Consider the following 600-nt stretch of genomic DNA (forward strand, 5'->3'; position numbering starts at 1 on the left):
TGGTTGTTGGGTGGTTGTTGGTGTTGGTTGTTTTGGTTGTTGGTTTTGTGTTTGTTGTGGTTGTGTTGGTGGGTGTGGTTGTTGGTGTTGGTTTGGGTGTGTTGGTTTGTGCTGTGGGGGTGTGTGTTTTTGTGTTGGTGGGTGGTTTTGTGGGTGGTTTTGTTTTGTGGGTTGTCGGGTTCGTGTTTTGGTGTTTTGGGTGTTTTTGTTTGTGGTTTTGTTGTTGTGGGGTATGCTGGTGTGTGGTTGTGTGGGGTGTTGTGGTTTTTGGTGTGATGCATCGATGTTTTTGTTGTTGGTTTGTTTGTTTGGGTGCTCGGTGTGTTGGTGGGTTGGTTCGTTGGCGTTAGTGGGTGGGGGTTTTTGGTTGTTTTGTTTTTTGGTGGGTTTGGTTGTGTTGTTGTTGGTGGTTTTGTTGGTGTTGTGTTTGTTTGTTGTGTTGGTGTTGGTGTTGGGTGGTGTGTTGTTGTTGTTGGTGTGCTTGGGGGATGTGGTCTGTTTGGGTGTCTGATTGTGGGTTTGTATGGGGGTTGGGGTGGTGGGGTTGGTGGGGGGGGGTGGGGGGGTGGGTGGGGGGGGGGGGGGGGGGGGGGGGGGGGG

Annotated in this window: 2 protein-coding genes; both read left to right on the top strand. The window is 51.3% G+C overall.

Going from position 1 to position 600, the window contains the following annotated elements:
• Positions 1-276 (top strand): hypothetical protein (locus ACTHTY_RS11410; RefSeq protein WP_440367724.1); only part of this gene is annotated, 276 nt, incomplete at its 5' end.
• Positions 200-511, top strand: coding sequence for a hypothetical protein (locus ACTHTY_RS11415; RefSeq protein ID WP_440367726.1), 312 nt, complete (start codon positions 200-202; stop codon positions 509-511). The genes ACTHTY_RS11410 and ACTHTY_RS11415, both read left to right, overlap by 77 nt.
• Positions 512-600 lie beyond the last annotated feature (89 nt).

It is taken from the genome of Neisseria sp. P0019.S002 (assembly GCF_051957155.1).
Classification (GTDB): Bacteria; Pseudomonadota; Gammaproteobacteria; order Burkholderiales; family Neisseriaceae; genus Neisseria; species Neisseria perflava.